22 protein-coding genes are annotated in these 21667 nt (G+C 71.0%); 12 read left to right on the top strand and 10 right to left on the bottom strand.

From position 1 onward, the window contains the following. Positions 1–66 precede the first annotated feature (66 nt). From ACIGAQ_RS19735 to ACIGAQ_RS19695, 9 genes are all read right to left on the bottom strand, one after another. Entirely contained in the window at positions 67–735 is a 669-nt protein-coding gene (locus ACIGAQ_RS19735; RefSeq protein WP_399784382.1) for a hypothetical protein, read from the bottom strand. After that, a complete protein-coding gene (locus ACIGAQ_RS19730; protein WP_399784379.1) occupies positions 735–1613 on the bottom strand; it encodes a hypothetical protein in 879 nt (292 codons plus the stop codon). Before ACIGAQ_RS19730 ends, ACIGAQ_RS19735 begins: the two co-directional genes overlap by 1 nt. Before the next feature lie 17 nt (positions 1614–1630). After that, positions 1631–2893, bottom strand: coding sequence for a putative T7SS-secreted protein (locus tag ACIGAQ_RS19725; protein ID WP_399784376.1), 1263 nt, complete (start codon positions 2891–2893; stop codon positions 1631–1633). Then, a complete protein-coding gene (locus ACIGAQ_RS19720; RefSeq protein WP_399784373.1) occupies positions 2890–3195 on the bottom strand; it encodes a hypothetical protein in 306 nt (101 codons plus the stop codon). Before ACIGAQ_RS19720 ends, ACIGAQ_RS19725 begins: the two co-directional genes overlap by 4 nt. 46 nt (positions 3196–3241) lie before the next feature. Continuing rightward, entirely contained in the window at positions 3242–4327 is a 1086-nt protein-coding gene (locus ACIGAQ_RS19715; protein WP_399784371.1) for a hypothetical protein, read from the bottom strand. Further along, entirely contained in the window at positions 4324–4995 is a 672-nt protein-coding gene (locus ACIGAQ_RS19710) for a hypothetical protein (protein ID WP_399784368.1), read from the bottom strand. The genes ACIGAQ_RS19715 and ACIGAQ_RS19710 overlap by 4 nt, the downstream gene beginning before the upstream one ends. 134 nt (positions 4996–5129) lie before the next feature. Continuing rightward, positions 5130–6059, bottom strand: coding sequence for a hypothetical protein (locus ACIGAQ_RS19705; RefSeq protein WP_399784365.1), 930 nt, complete (start codon positions 6057–6059; stop codon positions 5130–5132). Beyond that, a complete protein-coding gene (locus tag ACIGAQ_RS19700) occupies positions 6056–7384 on the bottom strand; it encodes a hypothetical protein (protein ID WP_399784362.1) in 1329 nt (442 codons plus the stop codon). The genes ACIGAQ_RS19705 and ACIGAQ_RS19700 overlap by 4 nt, the downstream gene beginning before the upstream one ends. 153 nt (positions 7385–7537) lie before the next feature. Then, positions 7538–9619 (bottom strand): hypothetical protein, encoded by a 2082-nt coding sequence (locus ACIGAQ_RS19695; RefSeq protein ID WP_399784359.1) that lies wholly within the window; start codon positions 9617–9619, stop codon positions 7538–7540. Between the two features lie 566 nt (positions 9620–10185). On the opposite strand from ACIGAQ_RS19695, the gene ACIGAQ_RS19690 reads away from it, so the two are divergent. The 10 genes from ACIGAQ_RS19690 to ACIGAQ_RS19645 all read left to right on the top strand — a co-directional run bounded on the left by ACIGAQ_RS19690 (position 10186) and on the right by ACIGAQ_RS19645 (position 17340). Next, complete coding sequence (locus tag ACIGAQ_RS19690; protein WP_399784356.1) at positions 10186–10917, top strand: hypothetical protein; 732 nt, start codon at positions 10186–10188, stop codon at positions 10915–10917. Positions 10918–10934: 17 nt separating this feature from the next. Continuing rightward, positions 10935–11891, top strand: a complete 957-nt coding sequence (locus ACIGAQ_RS19685; protein WP_399784353.1) for a hypothetical protein — start codon at positions 10935–10937, stop codon at positions 11889–11891. Beyond that, the gene (locus ACIGAQ_RS19680; RefSeq protein WP_311680452.1) at positions 11888–13195 is read left to right on the top strand and encodes an ATPase, T2SS/T4P/T4SS family; all 1308 of its coding nucleotides are present in this window, start codon (positions 11888–11890) and stop codon (positions 13193–13195) included. The genes ACIGAQ_RS19685 and ACIGAQ_RS19680 overlap by 4 nt, the downstream gene beginning before the upstream one ends. 7 nt (positions 13196–13202) lie before the next feature. Then, the gene (locus tag ACIGAQ_RS19675; protein ID WP_399784350.1) at positions 13203–14198 is read left to right on the top strand and encodes a type II secretion system F family protein; all 996 of its coding nucleotides are present in this window, start codon (positions 13203–13205) and stop codon (positions 14196–14198) included. Then, complete coding sequence (locus tag ACIGAQ_RS19670; protein WP_399784347.1) at positions 14195–15118, top strand: type II secretion system F family protein; 924 nt, start codon at positions 14195–14197, stop codon at positions 15116–15118. The genes ACIGAQ_RS19675 and ACIGAQ_RS19670 overlap by 4 nt, the downstream gene beginning before the upstream one ends. Before the next feature lie 53 nt (positions 15119–15171). Further along, entirely contained in the window at positions 15172–15423 is a 252-nt protein-coding gene (locus ACIGAQ_RS19665) for a hypothetical protein (protein WP_283973369.1), read from the top strand. A 110-nt stretch (positions 15424–15533) separates the two neighbouring features. Then, complete coding sequence (locus ACIGAQ_RS19660; RefSeq protein ID WP_394814202.1) at positions 15534–15914, top strand: TadE family protein; 381 nt, start codon at positions 15534–15536, stop codon at positions 15912–15914. Continuing rightward, positions 15914–16345, top strand: coding sequence for a TadE/TadG family type IV pilus assembly protein (locus ACIGAQ_RS19655; protein ID WP_311680449.1), 432 nt, complete (start codon positions 15914–15916; stop codon positions 16343–16345). Before ACIGAQ_RS19660 ends, ACIGAQ_RS19655 begins: the two co-directional genes overlap by 1 nt. 5 nt (positions 16346–16350) lie before the next feature. Then, positions 16351–16812, top strand: coding sequence for a pilus assembly protein TadG-related protein (locus ACIGAQ_RS19650; RefSeq protein ID WP_399784655.1), 462 nt, complete (start codon positions 16351–16353; stop codon positions 16810–16812). Positions 16813–17112: 300 nt separating this feature from the next. After that, a complete protein-coding gene (locus ACIGAQ_RS19645) occupies positions 17113–17340 on the top strand; it encodes a hypothetical protein (protein ID WP_399784342.1) in 228 nt (75 codons plus the stop codon). Between the two features lie 76 nt (positions 17341–17416). On the opposite strand, the gene ACIGAQ_RS19640 is transcribed toward ACIGAQ_RS19645, so the two are convergent. After that, complete coding sequence (locus tag ACIGAQ_RS19640; RefSeq protein WP_311680446.1) at positions 17417–17743, bottom strand: hypothetical protein; 327 nt, start codon at positions 17741–17743, stop codon at positions 17417–17419. A 180-nt stretch (positions 17744–17923) separates the two neighbouring features. Between ACIGAQ_RS19640 and ACIGAQ_RS19635 the strand changes: the two genes are divergently transcribed. After that, complete coding sequence (locus ACIGAQ_RS19635) at positions 17924–20929, top strand: BTAD domain-containing putative transcriptional regulator (RefSeq protein ID WP_399784338.1); 3006 nt, start codon at positions 17924–17926, stop codon at positions 20927–20929. Further along, positions 20926–21654, top strand: coding sequence for a prepilin peptidase (locus ACIGAQ_RS19630; RefSeq protein WP_311680444.1), 729 nt, complete (start codon positions 20926–20928; stop codon positions 21652–21654). Before ACIGAQ_RS19635 ends, ACIGAQ_RS19630 begins: the two co-directional genes overlap by 4 nt. The last annotated feature ends 13 nt before the right edge of the window (positions 21655–21667 follow it).

Raw genomic sequence — 21667 nt, 5'->3', positions numbered from 1 at the left:
GTGGATGGCGCGAGGAACTGCCCCCATGGGGCACATCGCAAGTCAACGACTAGGTCTTTTCGCAAGTCAACGACTAGGTATTTCCTGCGGATTTTCGAAGGACACCGTTTCCAGCACTGCCACGGTCATGTCGCATATTTCACCCCAGTACTCCATGGCTGCGGTGTTCAGCGTGAATATCGCTATGAAGCGTTGGGTCGGAAAGGGGACAAAGACCTGGATCTGGCCGGTGAGGAGCTTCGTCTCATCGCCGGTCGCGGTGAGTTCTGCACCGATCGTGACCTCGCGGATGGATATGTTCGACACCGCGGGTCCGCAGGGCAGCGTGATGCGGCGACTGTCATTCCCGGGGTCCCGGCCGAGGGACTGCACGATCGCGCCCGCGGCCTCGTCCGGAGTTGCGTACGGTGACTCGATCGCGCCGACGGTAAAGGAGAAGTGCACGACACCGCCGTGGTCGTCGCTGAACACCCCCATCGCCGAGTACGCCAGCCCGGCGTCTGCGAAAACCTCGGTGAGTCCGGCGTAGAAGGGTGCTGCCGACTCCCACAGGTGGGCGTCACCCTCGGGAAAGAGTTCGCGGGCGAAGGCGTCGGCGGCGGACAGCCGGGCACCTGGCTCGGCGTCCACGGGCAGGGCGTGAAAGCCCTCGGGCGCCACGAACCAGAGGGGAGGGATGGCCGGATCGTCAAGAATTGTCGGGATGCCGGACAGTGCCGGGCGGTTGGTGCTCATCACGCCTTGCTCGGTTCGATGTCTCCGGGAGCGGGCGCCGCGTCCTGGCCGGCCTCGTTCATCACGAAACCCCGTGACTCGGAGACGATGCCCTGTCTGTGTCCGGGAAGGGTGAACTCCACTCGCACCAGGCCACTAGGCAGTTCTGTGATGACAGGGCGCGCGACATCTGCCGGTAGTGACGACGCGAAGCCGGAGAGCCGCTCGCGCTGGGCGGGTGAGAGTTCGACCTCGGACAGTCGACGGTGACTTCCCGACAGGAGGCCGATCAGTTCGACGGTGCTGGGGGAGGCGTTGGTCGTCAGCCTGGCCCAGGAGCCGTCCTGAAAGGTGATTTGAAAGTCCCTGCGGCCGACGCTGAAGCGCTTGCCTGTAACGTCGGCGATGTTGTCCCGAGGTGTCTCCCACAGAACTGTGCCGGATCCCAGGACGAGGAGACGCCGAGTGGTCAGGACGATCTCCGAGACGTAGCCATGCGGTCGTCGGGACGGATCGAGCTGCCAGGGCAGCCCACGGGCGGTGTCCTGTGCGTCGGCCCACAGGACGGGAAAATCGTCGACCTCGTTCTCTCTGTCCTCCAGCTTGCCGCGCCCCGGCTCGGGATTGGTCACCCCGCCGCCCAGCAGTTCGGAGAAAATTCCCCAAGCCACCGCGAAGATGCCCGAAAGGGTGTGGCTGATCTGCACTCCGATTCTGCTGGGCAGACGGCGCACCTTGAAGGTGCCCCGCTCGGGCCAACCGGGCAACTGGGATTCGATGTCATTGCGTTGCCGGTCGCGGAATGAGCGGCGCCCCTTCACGGACGCGGCGGTTCCGGTCGCGAACGAGACCGGGTAGCGTGCCAGTTGCATCTCGTCGGTATCTGGGTGCCAGTCCATTGGGATTCCAGCCCTCGTCATGAAGCGACCGATTCGTGGAAGCGGTCGCCGGGATTGATGAGTTCGCCTACGTGCGTGGGGATTGAAACCAGCTTGGGGGCGATCTTGAGGCCGGCGTCGATACCGCGGCCCAAGTTGCTCATGGGGTCGATCGTCCGTTCTCCCCTGTTGAGCAGATTCCATCCTCGGGTACCGAGCCATTGGCCATTGTGAACGGTCTTCTCGGCCACCAGCGTCATGCGCCCCATCAGCCCCTCGGCCTTGATGAGGCCACCGTGCTTGAGCCCCCACAAGCCGATGGTCTTTCCCTTGACCGTGAAGCTCACTGCTCCGGCCACGTTGTCGCCTATTCCGACGATGTTCCGACCGATCGTGGTGACGCCGCGGACTCCCTTGCCGAGTTGCCGTGCACGTGCCACCGCGATCGCACCGTCGGCCACCTTGACGCCCTTGGCGAATGCGCTGATGCCGGGGATGGCCCCCAGGGCCTCAAGACCCACGCTGAACCAGCTGACGTCTGCTCCGCCGGCCTTCGCCAAGAGATGGCTGATCAGGGCGATGCCGCTGGTCACAGCGGCGGCCGTGGCGAAGATGGCTCCGAGAGGTGGGAAGGGCATCGTGATGATGGCGAGCATGCCGAGAATGCCGCTCAGATCTCCGACCAGGTCACCGATCGTCTTGAAGAGCTCGGCGTTGTCGTGGAGCCAGCCCTTGGCGTCGTCCCAGAAACTGTCCTCAATGGCGTCGTCGAGTTCATCGCGGATCTTGTCCGCGTAGTGTGCGGCACGCTCGTCGCGCTCCGACGTGATCCGGTTGAGCTGCAACCGGTATTCGATGAGCGGATCGTGGTCGGTGCCGCTCGGTGAAGGACTGGGTTCGCCGGGACCGGGCCTGTTCGTCTCCGCCCTTTTCTTCTCGGCGTCAGCTTCCTCCTGCGCCTTCTTCGCGTTGGCCAGTACCTTGTCGGCCTGGATCTGGAAGCCCTCCAGTTCACCGGCCCAGCTGGTCAGGTAGCTGTGGACGTTCTCGTAGCGCTCGGCCACGTCACGGAGCTTCTTCTCCAAACCCTCGGACTCCTCGCGAAGGGCACCGGCGTACTTGCCCTTCAGCTCGTCGTCGTTGCCGATACCGCGGAGGAGACGGGCCTGCTCACGCAGGGAGCTCGCGACGCCCTTCATCCGCTTGACCTCGGACCGTATCTCGTCCGCGTCGCCCGGGACGGGGTCGGACTCGGCGAGGGGATGCCAATTGCGAGGCCGGGCTTTGGGAGCCGTTGTCACTTCTTCTTTTCCTTCTTGCGCAGTTCCTTGGCAAGCTCGGCGTCCAAGCCGGTGAACCCGTCGATGGTGGCCTTGATCAGCTTTCCCACAGCGTCGATGTGGGTGAGCAGGCTCTCGCGGTAGTCGTCCCAGTTGTCCACGAATTCGTCCATGGCGCCCGTGATGTCACCGCTGCCCCAGTGCTCGCGCATGTCGTCGCGGTGATTGCCCAGGTTCTTGAACTCCCTCTTGATTTTTCTGAGTCGGGACTCCGACTCCACAAGAAGGTCGACATTCACCTTGAGGTCTGCGTCGTTCGACACGCTTACTTCTCCGGCCGGGCTCGTGGTCTGTACTGATGGACAGCTATCAGCGGTTGACGGACTGGATTTCCTGGACCGTGACGGCCTGTTCGTTGCCAAACGTGCCGTTGGGGAGGTCGCCGCCCGTGCCGCCGGTGCCTGTCCAGGCGATGTCCCACGTGATGGTGGCCTGGAGCTTGTACGTGCCGTTGCCGGAGGAGCGGAGGTACTTCAGGCCGCAGGGTGGGGTCCGGTCGGCCTTGCCCTTCGCGTACGGCTCGCCGATGGAGCCGTCGTTGTTGATGACGCAGTCGCCGGAGGCGGGGTACGTCTCGGCGTCCTCGGTGCCCGGTTGCAGTTTGAGGGCCACCGGCCTGGCGGTCGTGGTGGCCTGGATGTTGAAGCCGGGGACGTTGATGGCCGCCGTGGCCTGCACCTCGTCGAAGACGGCCTTGTCCAGCCAGGCCCACGTCGGCAGGTTCACCTTGGTCTCCGCCTCGGGCGCGAGGGTGACCTTCGTATCCGGCAGCTCCATGTGCTGGTAGGCCAGCGCAGCGAGCATCTCGGGCCTGATCGCCTGCTCGTACTGGGGCGGCGGGGCTTCGCCGTTGTCGACCCAGAAGGGGAGGTCGTTGCACGAGCCCCGCAGGAGGGGGTCAGGTTCGTTGGGGTTCTCCACAGCAGCCCAGAACATCCCCTGACCGTCTTTGTCGACGTTGTAATCCTTGTAGCCGGGAGTGTCGGTCCAGCCGTAGTCGTCCTCGTAGTGGCGCTGCACTTCGTTGAGGGCTGCGCCTGCATGGCCTCCCATGCCGGGCGCGCTGAGCTGGTTCTCGAGGTCCTTGGACATCTTCTTCTTGAAGTCCTTGGCTCCGAGGTAGGGGGCGTACCAGCAGGGCGGCGGCGTCCACTTGACATCGGCGGACGTCACGTTGCCGGTGCTGCCGTTCTTGGCAACGGAGCCGGAGTACCGGATACGGGCGGCGGCGTAGATAGCGTTGCCGTCACCTCCACCCGACTGCTCGATGTCGGAACCTTGGGTGTTGCCCGGCTCCTCGCCCGCGTGAGCGGGTTGCGCGAGCGCGATGACACTCAAGGCGAGAGTCAGGGCGGTTGCGCTGGCGATGCTTGCCGTATGCCGTGACCTGTTCACTGACACTTCGCCGCCTTGGGCTGGACGTACACCTTGGAGGCCTGCCAAAGGCCCTCTCCCGTGACGACCTTAGTCATGATGATCTTGAAGTAGTCGAAGTCCTTGATGCTGGGCTCGCCCTTCAGGACCTTCCCGGTCTTGACCTCTTTCGAGTAGAACTTGGTCGAGTCGACACAGAACGCGACCTCGACCGAGTTGCCGTTCGGTGCGGACCGAGTGGTTGCCTCGTAGTGGCGACGGGTACCGGTGGCCGTCCAGCCGCCTTCGAGCCTGACGTCGATCTGCGTCTTCGCGTACCTCAGCCCATTGCCTGTGGCGTAAGCGGTCACGGCCGCGTCATTGGACGTGCGCTTGTGCACGCCCCGGTAGATCGCCCGGACGAAGTTCGCCGCGTCATCCATCGCAGCCGCCTCGTTCGCGTTCTTCGGCTTCTGCCAGTCGAAGACGAGGTTCATGTCCTTCGGGAGGGACACGTCCACGCCGTCCGGCTTGTCCTCGGCCTCGGCCGCTGACGGGTCGGCGGACTCCTTCGGGGTCTCCGCCCCCTGGTCGGCTCCTGCGATCTTGTCGTTGTCGGCCGGCTTGTCGTCCCCGCTGCCGCAGGCCGTCAACAGCAGTACCGCCGTCGCTGTCAGTGCGGCAGCGGCGGGCAAGGTGCGGCGCTTCACAGTGGCTCCCCGTGAAAGACAGATGTGCAGTACGAGCACTGACGGTACCGGTGAGGTTTTCGGTTTCACCAGCGCGAATTTCCGAGTGAACAGGGCAAGAGGGTAGGTATGGGGCTCACCTTGGCGGGATCGGCTCAGTAGAGGACCCCCTTCGGCAGTTCGATCTGCCGGTACTGGACCCAGCGCTCCGACCACGCGAAGCGTCCCGACGTTGCGAACAGGACGAAGGGCGCCGGTAGTCCGATGAGGGCCACCGCCCAACTGGGCAGCAGCCAGCCCAGTTGGGACAGGCTCAGGCAGAGCGCGAGCAAGGCCGTCGCCGTCCGGGCGAAGCTCTTCGCGTCGTCGCTCATGCTGCGGCGCGTGTCCGGCGAGGCCGTCAGCAGCGCGCCGATGCCCATGCCCACGGCTGCCCCCGCCGTCAGGCCCCAGAGCGCGCCGCCGGGAAGGAACACGGCCGGGAAGCCGGCGCGCGGGAAGGAGAAGTTGTAGCCGGTGGTCAGGCCCGCGACCAGGCCGATGACGCCGCAGCACAGGATCGCGAACGCCGTGAGCTGGTCCCGGACCGGCGTCCCGCGCTCTCGTCCCTCGCGGAACACGCCGCCCGAGCCGACGACGAACAGCGGTGGGGAGACGACCAGCAGGATCGCCGCGCCGAACAAGCCACCCTGCTTGCCGGGAGCGTCGGTCGCCGGGAAGAACCCCGCCACCTCCCAGGCCACCGCCGCCATCAGCATCACGTACAGCCAGTATCCGGCCACCAGCGCCCAACCGGTGCCGACGCGAGCCCGCCTGGCCAAGGCCGACGGAGTGTGGAGCAGGCCAGCGACAGGGAGAGCGATCAGGGCCCATACGAAGATGAATGCCTCGGACGACCGGCCCACGGCGTGGACGTTCTCGAAGACCTCAGGGGAGGCGGAGAGGCCGAATCGCTCCGGCGACGACGTCAACGCCAGGGCCAGGACCAGCGCGACGGCAACCGCGGCGATACCCGTTGTGACGCGTGCCGCCTTGGCGCGGCGCATCGGTCTCTCGCTCCCCGGCTCGTCCGCCGCCACGGTCATGTCTGCCGTTCCTCTCCCGTGGGGCTTACGGTTCGGTGCCTGCTGAACCCGGCCGACACCGGCATCAGCGAGCCGTACCCCGTCGCCGCCCAGACGCTCCGCTCCGGCGGCATCTCGAAATAGGGCACAGGACGGCCGTCTTCGTCCCGGTCCGTCAGCACCTCAGGGGCGCGGCGGTCCCGTAGGGCGTCCGCGCAGGTGCGGCACACCGCCACGTCGAGACGGTCCCGGTGACCGAGTCGGCGCCAGGGCGTGCGGAGGGTGGCGCGGCCGTGCCGGGGGTCGAAGAAGCAGAGGGGGAGGCCGGGGGTGTCGTCGAGAGCGTCCTGGCCCTCCCGTGCCAGGGCCAGGACGCCCGCCAGGTCCGGCAGGCCCCGGGCCTCGTCGAGGGCCCGGGCGGCCGCTGCGTACGCGTCGAGGGCGGTCTGGATGCCGGGTGTCGTCGTGACGTCCGCGGCATGTGCGGCCTCGCCGAGGGCCAGGACCTCCGCCTCCGCCCTGCGGCGCAGTTCCGCCTCGTCGGCGGCCCGGGCGGTCGCGAACACCAGGTGCGGCACGGCCGGAGCGGCCCGGCGGGAGCGGAGCAGGGCGTGGGCCACGAGGGCGGTGAGGGCCAGGGCCCCTGGGGCGGCGGCGAGCAGCCACCAGTCGGGGCCTCCGGACCTCTCCTTCCCGGCCTGTGGAGCGGAGGTCCGGAGGTTCTTCGTCGCCTCCGCGTAGCGTTGTTCGCCCCTGCCCTCCGCCACCAGGTCCACGGCCTTGGCGGTCAGGTCCGCCAGGCCCGCGTTCCGTGTCTCGTCCAGGAAGCCGGTGGCGGCCACGGCTTCCCGGGCCTGGTGCTTGTCCGCGGGCCACTCGAACCCGCGCAGGGAGTCGGGGAAGTCGCCGTCCGTCGTGATGAGGACGAGTTCCCGCTGTGCGGGGAGCCGGTCGCGGACCGTGCCCGCGAGCACGGCGGAGTCGCCGTCGAAGGCGTCGCCCTTGGTGAGCGGCGTCAGGACGACCTTGAGGGGCAGGCCGGTGCGACGGATCCGGTCCGCCCACTGCCGTTGCCGGGCGGGCGGTACGGCGTCGGTGTAGGCCTCGTCGACGTAGACGGGCGAGCTGCGCAGCGCGTGGGCGATGCGCTGCCCGGGGCTGGCGTCGCTACTGGGGTGAGTAGGGCCGGCGGGGCTACTGGGGTGAGCAGGGCCGGCGGGGGCACTGATGCCGCCAGGGCCGCCGATGCCCCCAGGGCCGTCCGCCGCGCGGGCCGGTGTGACGGCCAGGATCGTCAGCAGCAGTGCCGCGAGGGCCGTGGCGGTGCGTCTGGTGTCAGTGGGCACCGGTGGTCTCCCTCGCCTCGTCGTGGAACGTCAGCAGCAGTGCCGCGAGGGCTGTGGTGGTGCGTCTGGTGTCAGTGGGCACCGGTGGTCTCCCTCGCCTCGTCGTGGATCGTCAGCAGCAGTGCCACGAAGGGCTCGCGCACGGGCCTCGCGTCAGTGGACACCGGCCGTCTCCCTCACCCTTTCGACGACCCGGGCGATTCCCCTGGGCACCGCGGTCAGTGGGCCGTCCGTGGCGTCGTAGTAGGGGACGCGGTCGCCGCCGGACGGGGCGGGCAGTCTCAGGAGCCGGGGCGGGATGCCGAGGGGGTCGGCGATGGCGGTGTCGCGGCACAGTTCGCAGACCGGCAGCAGGCGTCGGCCGGTGGCGCTGACCCGGACGTGGGAGAGCCGTACGCCGGGCCCGTGCAGGGGGTTGACGCCGCAGCACAGGTCGTCGTCGCGGCCGGTGAGCGCGGCACGGCCCGCCCGGGCCAGGACGATCACGGTGACCAGGGTCGCGGGGTCCGTCCCCGGCCGGCGGGCCCGGCCGGGGTCGTTGTCGACGAGGAGCAGCGCGGCGTCCAGGCGGTCCCAGGCGCGGGGCTGGTCCTCGCGCTCGGCGAACTCCCTGACCAACGCGCGCAGCTCGGCGTACGCGGTGCGCCGCAGCCAGGACGCCGACGGTTGCGTGGGTGCCGTGAAGGGGAGTCGCGCGAACGGTTCCGTCGCCGGGCGCCGCCGGCGCAGCACGAGCGCCGCCACCCCGGCCAGCACGGCGGAGAGCAGGAGGGCCGCGAAGGCGCCCACCACCAGCCCCGGCCAGAAGTCGGTGGCGAACAGCGGGGGGAGGGCGGTGTCCTCGGCGGGGCTCGGGGCGGGTGCGGGGGTGGCGCCCTCGACGGGCCGGTCCGTGCGGGGCGTCCGGTCGAGGAAGGTCATCAGCGCGTCGAGGCGTTCGCCGAGGAGGTGGTCCTCGGACCGGTCCGCCCTGCTGTCGCCGAGCGTGATGGCGTCCGGCAGATCGAAGAACAGGCGGTCGCGGTCCAGCCGCAGGCCGTGGTTGTACGCGTCGATCGTGCCGTCGGCCGGGTCCGCGACGACGTACACCCCGGGTTCGCCGACCTTGGCGTGCACCGCCGCGGCGAACAGCTCCGCGTCGCCGGCCGACTCGTTCTCCGACGTCTGCGGCACGAGCGCGACGTACACCGGACCGCCGCCGTCGGAGCGCCGGAAGTCGTCGATCCGCTGGTGCAGCCGGTCGAGCCGGCGGGCGTCGAGGACGCGTGGACTCTCCGGATCCGTATAGACGGGGTCCTGCCGCAGACCCGCCGCGACGCGTTCGGCCCGGGCGGACATCTCCGCCGGGGTGGGCGGCTTCGTCCCGCTGGAGGCGGTCTGGTCGAAGACGGCGGTGGCGGTCAGGGCCACCGCGGCGGCGGCGAGAGCGGCCGAGGCGACGACGGCGACGACGCGGACGACCGGGGCCGCGGCCGGCTTCCGGCGTGCCGCGGGGTCCGGCTTCCGGGCGGCTCCCGCGTAACGGCGGCGCAGGTGGCGTCCGTGGGCCGCCAGCAGCAGGATCAGCAGAGGGACGCCCGTGAGCAGGATCCCGGTGACGAACGACTGGTTGCGGCGGTCGGACGGACCGATGTACATCGCTTCGGGCTCGTCGTCCTCGTACGCCGCGCGAGCCGCCGCCGCACGGGCTGCGGCCTTCTCCGGCCCCTGGGCGACGACCTCGGCGAACCGCTCGAAGCTGAGCAGGGGGCCCGCGTCGTAGGGGAGTTCGTAGAGCTGGGTGCTCCAGGCGTCGTCGGCGGGAGCGCGCACGCCGAAGGCTGTGGCATCCGTCACCCCGTGGTCGTCGACGAGTACGTACAGCCCGTCCCGTCCCAGCCGGTCGTGGACCGCGCCGAGCAGCGCCTCGCCGTCCCGGACGCTCTCGGAGGCCAGGACGAGGACGTAGGTCGGGACGCCGGTCGTCCTGGCGAGCCGCGCGAACTCGGGTGCGGTGGACCGCGGTACGGCGCGCGGCAGTTGGTCCGTCACATAGACCGGGCGCTCCCGCAGGCGGTCGGCGAGATAGGCCGCCTGGGTGGGGGCGCCGGGCGTCTCGGCCCGGGCGGGGGTGGCGGTTGCGAAGAGCGCCGTCAGCGCGCAGAGGGTGAGGAGGAACAGCAGGGCGCGGCTGCGGCCACGGTGCGCTGTCCGTATCAGCCCTGCGTGCACGTGGTTCGACGTGACTGCTTCCACCGGTGAGCCCCCCGCGGTCCGATCGCTGTCCGCGCGGCACTCTACTAAGAGCTTCGCGAGTGCTACAGATCGGCGTGGAGCAACCGGCCCTGGAACGAACGGCTTTGGCGTTCCGGGTCCGGCGGCCGGCTCCAGGGAGGGGTGTCCGGACGGTGCCGGACGTACGCCGGAGCCGCCTCCCGGAGAGACGGGAGACCGTAACGGCGCGGTCCCGACTTGGTGAGTGAATCGTGCAGACGTGATGACCGGCACGTGGCCAACCGGTCCCCCGGGGCGCGCGGTTGGCGGTGTCCCGGATTCGCTGGTGCACAGGTGCCGGTGCGTTGCGCGGCTGGTGCCAGCCGGGCGCAGCGGGGCGGACGTTGCAGAGGGATAACGGGCCGCGGCCTGGGGTCGGTGGGGCCTGAGGCGCCTTGAGGGGCTTATGTGCGGCTGATACGGTGCCCTGGCTTGACACTCACTTCGGCGCTGGCTATTCCGCCAGCTCAGGCGCCACTTCAGCGGGCCGAGAAGTGCGAAGTGTCCCATTTGGTCAATAACATCTTGGGTGTACGGGGAGCGGTTGCGTGAAGATCCAAGAGCGTACGGGGGCGGGCGTCGGTCGGTCCGCCGCTCCGGCTCAGCCGTCGGTCGGTGACCGGCTTCCCACGCCGCCTCGCGAGCGCAAACCGGCACTGGCCGCGCTCGCCGTGCTGCTCATCCTCGTGGGCGCGCTGGGCGCGACGATGCTCGTGCTCCAGGCCGGCGACCGCATCGAGGTCGTCATGGTGAAGAACCAGGTCCAGGCCGGGGACTCCCTCAAGGACAGCGACGTGACCTCCGTCATGGTCGCCAGGGACGACAGCATCCACTACGTCGAGTGGGCGCAGCTCGACACCATCAAGACGTACAAGGCCAAGTCCACGCTCTACCCGGGCACCCTCGCCGTCGGTGAGATGTTCGCCAAGAAGGCCAGCCTGCCCGCCGGGAAGGCCTCCGTCGGGCTCGCCCTGAAGGAGGGCCACTACCCCTCCGACATCAAGGCCGGTGACGTCGTCTCCGCCTACCGCGTCGGCACGACGGGGGGCTCCGGCTCGAACAACTCCGGCAACGGCTCCGGCACGGGCGGCGGCACCTCCTCCGCCGGCGGCGCCCTCGTCGACGACGCGCGGGTGAACACCGTCGCCGAGGACGACGACGCCACCGTGAGCACGGGCAACCTCTCGCTCACCCTCCTCGTCGACCAGGCCGACGCGGCCGCGCTCGCCACCGCGGCGGCCGCGGGCGAGGTCGCCATCGTGCACGTCCCCGGCAACTAGAAGGCGGCACCCACCCCATGGCGCTCATCGCTCTCGCCGCCGACAAGGGTTCCCCCGGCGTCACCACCGCGGCCGTCGCCCTCGCGGCGGTCTGGCCGCGGCGTGTCCTGCTCGCCGAGACGGACCCGGCGGGCGGTGACCTCGTCTACCGCAGCGCGGCCGCGCACGGCGGACCGCTCAACCCCAACACCGGCATGCTCTCCATCGCCGCGACCGCGCGCCGCGGCCTCGTGCCGGACCAGCTCTGGGACCACGTCCAGCCGCTCAGCGGCGGACTGGAGGTGCTCGTCGGGCTCGGCATCGCCGAACAGGCCGCCGGACTCGCCGGGTTGTGGCCCACCCTCGGGCACGCCTTCGCCTCCCTCGCCGACTCCCCGCACGCCGCCGCGGACGTCATCGCCGACTGCGGACGCATCAGCGGTGACACCCCGGCCCTCGAACTGTTCCCGCACGCCTCCCTGGTGCTGCTGCTGTCGCGCACCGAGCCGGAGTCCCTCGCGCGGGTGCGCGACCGGGCCGCCGCCCTCGCGGGCAAGCTGCACGGCGGGCCGCGCGGCGCCGCATCCCTCGCCAACCCGGTCATCGGCGTCGTCCTGATCGCCGACACCGGCACGGCGGGCAAGCTGGCCTCGCAGGTCAACGACATGCTGGTGCACGCCCAGACCGGCGCCCGCGTGGTCGGCACCATCGCCGACGACCCGGCCGGCGCCGACCAGCTGGCCGGCCGCAGGCGCGGCCGGCTCGACAAGTCGCTGCTGATCCGCTCGGCCCGCAAGGTCGCCGCCGACATCCACCAGCAGTACGGCGCCGCCTGGGCCGCCTCCGCCCAGGCGAACCAGGCCCCGCACGTCCCGCAGGGCAACCACGCCCACCAGGGCAACCATGCCCAGCAGGGCAACCATGCCCAGCAGGCCCCGCACGTCCCGCATCAGCAGGCGGGTCACACCCAGGGCCACGCGGGGGCCGGCACATGACCGCTGTCGACCACCAGTTGGTCAAGCGGTTCCGTCAGGACGCCGGCGACCGTATCGCCGAACAGCGCCGGCAGGACCAGCTCAACAACGTCACTCCGATGTCCACGGAGGACGAACGGCAGTACGCGCGTGCCGTCATAGCCCAGATCCTGGAGGAGTACGCCCGCGCGGAGATCAACGCGGGCCGTACGCCGCTGGACGCCGAGACCGAGGAGCAGTACGCGGCCGCCGTGCACGCCGCCCTGTTCGGCGTCGGCCGGCTCCAGCCGCTGCTGGACAACCCCGAGGTCGAGAACATCGACATCAACGGCTGCGACCAGGTCTTCGTCGGGTACGCCGACGGCCGCGAGGTCAAAGGCGACCCCGTCGCCGAGACGGACGAGGAGCTCATCGAGCTCATCCAGGTCCTCGGCGCCTACTCGGGCCTGTCGTCCCGGCCGTTCGACTCGGCCAACCCGCAGCTGGACCTGCGGCTGCCCGACGGGTCGCGACTGTCGGCCGTGATGGACGTGGCCCGGCGCCCGGCGCTGTCCATCCGCCGCGCGCGCATGGGCAAGGTGTTCATCTCCGACCTCGTCGGAAACGGCACGCTGACCCCCGAGGTCGCCCACTTCCTGGCCTGCGCGGTCCGCGCCCGCAAGAACATCATGATCGCCGGTGCCACCAACGCCGGAAAGACGACGCTGCTGCGCGCCCTCGCCAACGAGATCCCGCCGCACGAGCGCCTCATCACCGTCGAACGGGCCCTGGAGCTCGGCCTCGACACCTTCCCCGACCTGCACCCCAACGTCGTCGCCTTCGAGGAGCGCCTGCCCAACTCCGAGGGCCAGGGCGCCATCTCGATGGCGGAGCTGGTGCGCCGGTCGCTGCGCATGAACCCCTCCCGGGTCATCGTCGGTGAGGTCCTCGGCGACGAGATCGTCACCATGCTCAACGCGATGTCCCAGGGCAACGACGGCTCGCTGTCGACGATCCACGCCAACAGCTCCAGCGAGGTGTTCAACCGCATCTCCACCTACGCGCTGCAGGCCTCCGAGCGACTGCCCATCGAGGCCAGCCAGATGCTGATCGCCGGTGCCGTGAACTTCGTCGTCTTCATCCAGCGGCGCAACGACTTCGGCAACGGCGGCCGACTGCAGCGCATGGTCACCTCCGTCCGCGAGGTCAACGGTGTCGACGGCCGGGTCCTGTCCAGCGAGGTGTTCGCGGAGACTCCCGACGGCCGGGTCGTGCCGCACGCCCCCCTTGCCTGCCTGGAGGAACTGATGGCACACGGCTACCGGCCGACCGGGACCTGGGGGTGAGCCGGCGATGAACACGACGACTCTCGCCGCACTCGGCTCGCTCGGCTCCATGGGCGGCCTGTTCTCCACCGAGGTTCTGTACTCGATCGGCAGCGGCGTCGCCGTCGGCGGCGGGCTCGCCCTGCTGATCGTCGCCGTACGCGGGCTGCCCGCCAAACCCGACCACGAGAAGCAGAAGGCCGCCCAGCGGGCGAGCGAACTGATCCGCTTCGCCGGGCAGCGCGGGTCCCTCGCCGCGATCGTCGGCCTCGTCGTCCTGCTGCTGACCCGCTGGGCGGTCGCCGGCATCGCGGCCGGTGTCCTCGTCTTCTTCTGGGACCGCCTCTTCGGCGGTGCCGGCGAGGAGCGGGCCGCCATGCGCCGCGTGGAGGCCCTGGCCTCCTGGACGGAGTCCCTGCGCGACACCATCGCCGGCGCCGTCGGCCTGGAACAGGCCATCCCGGCCTCCGCCCGCGCCGCGGCCCCCGTCCTTCGCCCGCACCTCGACGCCCTCGTGGACCGGCTGCGCGCCCGCACCCCGCTGCCCGAGGCGCTCCAGCAGCTCGCCGACGAGATCGACGACGCCTCCGCCGACATCATCGTCGCGGCCCTGATCCTCAACGCCCGGCTGCGTGGGCCCGGTCTGCGTCAGGTGCTGGGCGCGCTCGCCAAGTCCGCGCGCGAGGAGGTCGACATGCGCCAGCGCGTGATGGCACAGCGCGCCTCGACCCGGCGGTCGGTGCAGATCGTCGTCGCGGTCTCCATCGCCTTCGTCCTCGGCCTGTCCATCTTCAACCGCGACTTCGTCGAGCCGTACGGCACGGCGGTCGGGCAGCTCGTCCTCGCCTGCGTGTGCGGCCTGTTCGCGCTCGGCTTCTGGTGGCTGCGCAAGCTGTCCACCATCGAGACGCCCGAGCGCTTCCTCGTCCGCGACCAGGCGGGTGTCCAGTTCGTCCGGCCCAGGACGCCGGCGCAGCAGCAGCCGCAGCAGACGCTGCCGCAGGAAGAGGGGGCACGCCGGTGAACCTCACCATGCCGCTCGTCGTCGGCGCCGTCATCGGCCTCGGCCTGTACGCCCTCGTCCGCGCCCTCATGCCCGCCAAGCGCAGCGCGATCGCGCAGGTCGCGCGGATCGACGCGATGCGGGCGCGCGGCTCGGCCTACGCGTCGGCGCGCGTCGAGCGCGAGACGGGCCGCCTGGGCGCGCTGCGCGCCGAAGTGGGCCTGCGGGTCAGCGAGTTCTACCTCCAGCAGGGGTGGGAGCAGCGCTCGCTGCGCGCCGACCTCGCGGTCCTGGAGCGCAGCTGGGAGAAGTTCCTGGCGACGAAGGTGCTGCTGGGTGTGGCGGGTCTGTTCTTCGGCCCGTTCCTCTTCGCCGTCGTCTGGACGCTGGGCGTCGGCAGCAGCCCGATCATCCCGGTCTGGCTGGCCCTCCTCTTCGCGGTGGTCTTCTTCTTCCTGCCCGACCTGGAGGTACGGCGCGACGCCGCCGAGAAGCGGCGCGACCTGCGGCGCGTGATCGGCGCCTACCTGGACCTGGTGTCGATGAGCCTGGCCGGCGGACGTGGTCTGCCCGAGGCCCTGATGGCGGCGGCCGAGGTCTCCGACGGCTGGGCCAACCAGCGCATCAGGAACGCCCTGGCCGACGCCCGGATCACCGGCGTCAGCCAGTGGCAGGCGCTGGGCGCGCTCGGCGAGGAGATCGGCGTGGAGGAGCTCAAGGACCTCTCCGCCTCGCTGGCCCTGGTCGCGGACGACGGCGCGAAGGTGCGCGAGTCCCTCGCCTCCCGGGCCGAGACCATGCGGCACCGCGAACTCGCCGAGATCGAGGGCAGCGCGGGTGAGAAGTCCCAGTCGATGCTCGTGGCGCAGCTGCTGCTGTGCGCCGGGTTCCTGGTGTTCCTGATCTTTCCGGCGGCGATGCGGGTGTTCCAGGTGCAGTGAGCCGGCCTCCCAACTGAAGAACCTCCGAACGGATCTCGAAAGGACAAGACGTCATGAACGGACGCACCTTCCACACCGGCATCCCCGCCGTGGACTTCCTGGTCACCTTCCTCCGGGCCCGCACCGAGCGGGCCCGCTCCGGCGAGCTGGACCGCGGTGCCTCCGCGGTCGAGTGGGTCATCATCTCCGCGGTCGTCGTGGCGATCGTCGGGGTCGTGGCCGCCATCATCAACGCCGCGCTGAGCGAGGGCGCCAACAAGGTCGGCGACTGCATCAAGGGCGCGGACGCGGGCAAGACCTGCTGACGTTTCCAAGGACAACGGGGTTCACGGGGATGCCGGCAGCGCTGGGCAGACGGATACGCCGCAGAGTGGAGGCCGCACGGAGACGGGCGGCCGCCGGCGGCGACTCGGGCATGTCCGCCATCGAGTTCGTGCTGCTCACCCCGGTCCTGTTCTTCATGATCTTCGCGACCGTGCAGTTCGCCCTGTACTTCTTCGCGGACCACGTCGCCCAGGCGGCGGCCCAGGCGGGCGCGCGCAAGGCCCGCGCCACCGCCGACGAACAGCCGGGCGGATGGCGGGGCGAGGCACGGGACGTGGTCGACAGCTACATCCAGCAGCTGGGCCCGCAGCTGGTCCTGTCGCCGGACGTGACGATGCTGCAGCCGGAGCAGAACACCGTGGGAGTGGAGATCGAGGCACGCGTCCCCACGGTCTTCCCCGGGTTCGATCTGACGGTGCACGCCCAGTCGGTGGGACCGGTGGAGCGGTTCGTCCAGGAGGAGGGGAACTGATGCCCGGCTCGTCTTCCCCGCCGGGGACCCGCCGGCAGGCCGACGACAGCGGTCTGTCCACCGTCGAGGTCGTGATCCTCGCACCGGTGATGATCCTGTTCATCCTCGTCCTGGTGGCCTTCGGGCAACTCGTGGACGGCCGCGGAGCCCTGGACGGCGCGGCCCGGGACGCGGCCCGCGCGGGCTCCATCCAGAAGAACCACGCCCTGGCCATGGCCGAGGCGAAGAAGGCCGCTGAGGCCAATCTGGCCGACGTCTGCTCGGGGCCGGTCTCGGTCGTCCAGACGAGCCAGGGCTTCGAACCGGACACCATCTTCACGGTCGAGGTGAGCTGCCAGGTGCGGGGGCTGGCCATGCTCGGCCTCGACATCCCGACACGGCTGTCGGCCAGCTTCAGCTCCCCGCTCGACCCGTTCCGGAGGTCGGCGTGAGACACATGCCGCGGACCGTGCGCTCCTGGTGGGCCGCGCGCCGGACGCAGCTGGACGACCGGGGCTCGGGGGCCGGCGCGGTCATCATCTTCGCGCTGGTCTTCCTCTCCCTCTCCGCGTTCGTCATCGACGGCGGCCTGTCCATCTCCAAGCGTGAACGCGCCGCGGACATCGCCGAACAGGCCGCCCGCTACGCCGCCCAGGACATCGACCGTGAGGCGCTCTACGAGAACGAGGGCGGCCCGGCGCCCATCAATTTCGCGAACTGCGACGCCCGCGTGAAGGCCTTCGCCCGCGAGATGGACATGACGGGCGCGGACATCGCGGCGACCCACTGCGTCGCGGCGAACGCCGACGCCGTCGAGGTCGAGGTGCAGCTCACCTACTCCCCGGTCTTCACCGGGATGTTCTACGGCGGCGACGTGACCGTGCGCGGCCAGGCGGTGGCGGAGAACCAGGTCGGCTGACGACCGCGGGCGGAACCTTCCAGGGATCTGCACACCGTTCACCGCGAGGTCGCGGAAACACCGGCCGTGGACGGATCCCGGCGCATTTCCCCCGCCGCACCGCACCCGCGTGTACCGCGATACGGCGGAAGATGTGAAGAGAACGGGCCCGCCGGTGACCGAACGCCCACACACATGAATGCGGGCGCCCTTTTCCACCGCGCGCACCGAACTCCGGGCTGGCCGCCCGTAATCCCCGCGTGCTTTGATCGGTCGCGCTTGAGCACGCCGGAATTGCCGAAACGAAGGGAACCGCCTCCCATGGCCTTCACCCCGCAGATCGAGACCGCTCAGATGTCCGACGCCGAACTGGACGGCATCGCCGGCGGCCAGGCGGGTGTCGCCGCGGGCGCCGGCGCCGCTGCCGGTCTCTACGTCGAGACCACGGCCGCCGGCCTGACCGCCGGTGTCGGCGGCGGCGTGGGCCTCGCCGTCTCCCCGCAGGGCATCGCGGCGGACCTGCACCTCAACGCGGTCGTCGCTTCCTGACGCGCGCGTCGCGACGCACGGAAAAGGCCCCGGTCGGTCGGAACCGGGGCCTTTTTCCCGTCTCCCGGGACAGCGGTCACTTCGCCTTCCGCTTGTCCTCGGTCTTCATCGCGTCGTTCACCTTCTTGGTGAGCTCGTCATCGAGCTTCTTGAACTCCCGCACGACAGCGTCGGACATACTCGCCAGGGCGTCCAACTGCTGGCCGATGTCCTCGCGCCCGTCCTCCCAGTTGGACTCGAAATCCCCGAGCGCGTCATTGACGCTGCCGTCGCCGATGTCGTCCTGGTAGGACTCGAAAAGCTTCTTGGTGTGATTCAACCGGGTCTTGAGAGAACGCAGCCGACGCCCGAACCCCTCCAACTCGGTCAGCGGGAGCGCGAGATCACTCTTGCCCTGTCCCATACGGCGGTCCCCCCACGTCCGGCATGTCCTGCGCCCTGATCGTTCCAGCACCGTATCCCGGCCCTCATGCGCCTCCCAACGGTGAGTCCATAAGATCTCTGTAGGCTCAGCAGACCCACACCCCACAGCTCGGCCTCACGCAGTCCACGCACGTCCCCTCACGACCCCAGGACACCCGCCATGCCGCGACGCCGCACCTCAAGCTCGTCAAGCTCGACGGGAGACACGACGGGAACGACGGCTCCGAGGAACCGGACGCCGCAGCCGGTGCGGATCCGGCGGCGGTCGTTCGGGGACTTCGTCAAGGCGTTCCTCGCGTTCGTCGCGCTGGCCGTGCTCCTCGTGGGCGTGCCCCTCGCGCTCGCCACGCAGATCGGCTGGCCGCTGCCCGACGGCGTGCCGAGCCTCGACTGGCTGCAGCAAGAGATCACCGTCCACACCTTCCTCAACATCCTCACCGTCATCGTGTGGTTCGCGTGGGCGCAGTTCACCGCCTGCGTGCTGGTGGAGATGAAGGCCGCGCTCTCGGGCGTCGGCGTGCCGGGACGGGTGCCGGGCGCCGGACCCAGTCAGCTGCTCGCGCGCCAGCTCGTCGCCGCGCTGCTGCTCGTCGGCGCCACCGCCGCAAGCCTCACGCCGGGGCTGTCGCAGCTCGGGCAGGGATACGACGCCCACCAGAAGCCGACCGTGGCCGCGGCGCAGGCCACGCCCGGGCTCTTCGCCCAGCAGCAGGAGCAGGCCTCCGGTGCGGCCGCCGCCCTCGCCGAGCAGGCCTCGCACGCCGCCGCCCACGCCGACGCCGGCGGCAGTACGGCCCGGCAGGGCGACACGAAGTACTACCGCATCCAGCCGCCCGAGGGACGGCACCACGACTCGCTGTGGGAGATAGCCGAACGCCACCTCGGTGACGGGCGGCGCTACAAGGAGATCTTCGAGCTCAACAAGGACCGGGTGCAGCCGGACGGTTCCAGGCTCTCCGAGGCCAGCCTCATCCGGCCCGGCTGGATCATGGAGATGCCGGGCGACGCGCGGGGCGGTGAACTCGTCGAGATGCCCGGCGAGGCACCGGACGTCCCGCCCGACGTGCAGCAGCAGATCGCCGACTACGCGCAGACCGGCGACCACGCCCAGGGTGGCGGCGGAGCCGGCGCCCGGGACGGCGGGGCCACGGGAGGCCGGGGCGGTGAGCACGGGCACACCGGCGGGGGCGCCGCCCAGGTGTCCGTCCCCGAGCAGCAGCGGCCCGCCCCCGACGGCGACCGGCAGCAGGCCACGGCGGCCACCGGGTCCGGGAGCGCCTTCGGCCTCCCCGAAGCGCTCCTGGCGGCGCCCCTGCTCGCCGCCGGCCTCCTCGGTGCCCTCGGACGGCGGCGCCGGCAGGCGCTGTGGCAGTCGGCGTTCGGCTCCGTCGGCGGGCGGCGCGGCATGGAGCCGCCCACGCCGGGCGGGGACGCGCAGGACGTCCAGGACGCGCTGCTCGTCGGCGCCGACCCGGAGGGCGTCCGGCTGCTCGACCGGTCCCTGCGCGGGCTCGCCGCCTCCCTCGCCGAGGAGTCGCGGGCGCTGCCGGTGGTGTACGCGGCCTGGCTCAGCAACGGCGACCTGCACCTCCAGCTCGCCCAGCCCTCGGGGAAGCCGCCCGCGCCCTGGCAGCAGGGGCAGGACCAGACGTTCTGGATGCTGGCCCGCGCGGACGCCGAGGGCTACGGCGACGTCGACACGGCCGCGCCCTATCCCGGCCTCGTCAGCCTCGGCACCATGGACGACTCGCGGCTGCTGCTGAACCTGGAGGCCGTGCCCGGCATCGTGTCGCTCTCCGGCCGGGAGTCCGACCGGGCTGCCGTCTTCGCTTCCGTGGCCGCCGAGTTGGCCACCAACGGGTGGTCCGACCGCATGACCATCACGCTCGTCGGTTTCGGCGAGGACCTCACGCCGCTGGCCCCGAACCGGATCCGGCACCTGGAGGACGTCGAGGCGCTCGTCGAGACCATGGAGGCCGAGACGCGGCAGCGGCGCGGAGCACTGGGCGCCGCCGGGCACGACTCGGTGCTCACCGGGCGCACCGGCCCCGCACAGCACACCCGTTGGGCCCCGCACCTCGTCCTGCTCGCCGCCCAGCCCTCCGCCGAGGACGCCGTCAAGCTCGCCGAACTCGCCGCCGACGCGAGCCGGCTGGGCATCGGCTACCTCGTCGGCACCGAGACCGGCGATCTGCCCGGCGCCGCCTGGGAGATGGAGATCACCGGCCAGGGCAAGCTGCTCGCGCCGCTCCTCGGCCTGGAACTCGACGCCCAGCTGCTCCCCGCCGCCCAGCAGCGCGCCGTGGTGGAGCTGTTCGTCGAGAGCGACCCGGAGAGCCGGCCCGAGGGCGACCCGGCCCACCGGCCGCCGTTCCTCGTCGACATCAGCGAGCAGGGACGCCCGGCCGTCTACGCACGGCTCGTCGGGCCGTACGAGATCATCGGCCTGGACACCCCGGACGGGGACCGCAGCGCCCTGCTGCACGAGGCGCTGGCGCTGCTGCTCCTGCACCGCGAGGGCGTGCACCCGCGGGTGCTGTCCTCGGCGCTGTGGCCGCGCGGGGTCACCGACGACGTGCGCGGCGCGCTGCTGGACCGGCTGCGCGACTGGCTGGGCACCGACCCGGACGGCACGCCCCGTCTGGGCACCGACGACAGCGGGCGGCTCACGCTCGCCCCGTCGGTCGTCTCCGACCTGGACGTGCTGCGGTCGCTGTACTACGAGGCCACGCAGGGCAGGGGCGTCGGCAGCCGGGCCGTGCGCGGGCGGCTGCTCACCGACGCGCTCGTGCTGGTGCGCGGACCGCTGCTCGCCGACCGGCCCGAGGGGCGCTACCGGTGGCTCACCCACGAGATCGTCGACGCGCAACTGCCGCTGCTGGTCGCCGACACAGGGCTGGCGCTGTGCGCGTTCCACATGGAGAAGGGCCGCGCGGAGAAGGCCATCGAGGCGCTGAACGCGGCGCTGCGCACCGCCCCGGAGGACGAGCGCCTGTGGCACGAACTGCTGCGCGCGACCCACGCCACCGGCGAGGCGGACCGGCTGACGGCCCTCGCCACCGACCTCGTCCGCCGCAGCGGGGCCCGCGGGTTGCCGCCGCGCACGGAGGCGCTGCTCGACGAGCTGCTGCCGACGTGGCGTGACGCGATCGCGGCGGTGGGATGAGCACCGGGCTGCTGGTCCTGGCCGCCGCGCTGTGGGGCGCGGCGGCGGGAGCGCTGCTGCCGAGGGCGGCCTACCGGTTCTCGGCGCCCTCGGGCGAGCCGTGGCGGCGGGAGTGCCCCGGCGGGCACGCGGTCCGGGGCTGGCTGGGCCCGGCCTCCTGCCGGGCCTGCGCGGAACCCGCGTACGGTCCGCGCACGGTCCCCCTGGCCCTCGCCACGGCGGCCGTCTGCGCCGCCCTCGCCGCCGCGACCGGCACCCGCCCCGAGGTCGGCGTCTGGCTGCTGCTCGCCCCGGTCGGAGTCCTGCTCACCGTGGTCGACTTCCGGGTCCGGCGCCTGCCCGACCCGCTCACCCTCCCCTTCGCCGCGGCCGCCCTGGCCCTGCTCGGCCTCACCGCCCTCGTCCCCGAACACGCGGGGGAGTGGACGACCGCCCTCCTCGGCTCCCTGGCCCTCGGCGGCGGCTACTTCGTCCTCTTCCTCGTCAACCCCGCGGGCATGGGCTTCGGCGACGTCAAGCTGGCCCTCGGCGCGGGCGCGGTCCTCGGCTGGTACGGCTGGCCCACGGTGATGCTCGGCACCTTCGCCGGCTTCCTCCTCGGCGCCCTGTACGGCGCCGCCCTGGTCCTCACCCGCCGCGCCACCCGCAAGACGGCCATCCCGTTCGGCCCGTTCCTGATCACAGGCGCCCTCCTGGGCCTCCTGATCGGCGCGTACACGGCCTGACCCGGCCGCCGCC

Origin of the sequence: Streptomyces sp. NPDC085932 (genome assembly GCF_044540525.1) — a bacterium.
GTDB lineage: Bacteria > Actinomycetota > Actinomycetes > Streptomycetales > Streptomycetaceae > Streptomyces > Streptomyces levis.
Note: the sequence above shows the minus strand (reverse complement) of the source record. Positions and strands in the feature narration are given on the sequence as shown.